This window comes from Halomonas sp. ND22Bw, from assembly GCF_003011945.1.
GTDB classification, from domain to species: Bacteria; Pseudomonadota; Gammaproteobacteria; order Pseudomonadales; family Halomonadaceae; genus Halomonas; species Halomonas halophila.
Genome location: NZ_PXWD01001902.1, coordinates 1 through 231 on the forward strand (window position 1 = coordinate 1; position 231 = coordinate 231).

Sequence of the window (231 nt, forward strand, 5' to 3'; positions counted from 1 at the left end):
GCCTGATGACAGGCTTATTGCTGCCATTAGGCAAACTACTTATTCAACGCCCAAGGATTTTTTTGCAACTTATATCCAAGCAATCGAGCAGGCTTTTGCTCACATCAATCAAGCCAAATTCACTCAAACCACCTATTTTCATGCCCCACAGCAAATTGTCATCGACTGTATGCATGGTGCGACCAGTGATTTTGCAGAGGCTCTATTTACCCAGCTTGGCTATCGTTGCAT

General features: G+C 44.2%; 1 protein-coding gene. It reads left to right on the forward strand.

Annotated features, from left to right (window positions below):
* On the forward strand, positions 1-231 hold a 231-nt coding region (locus CVH10_RS24880), incomplete at both ends, for a hypothetical protein (protein ID WP_219925135.1).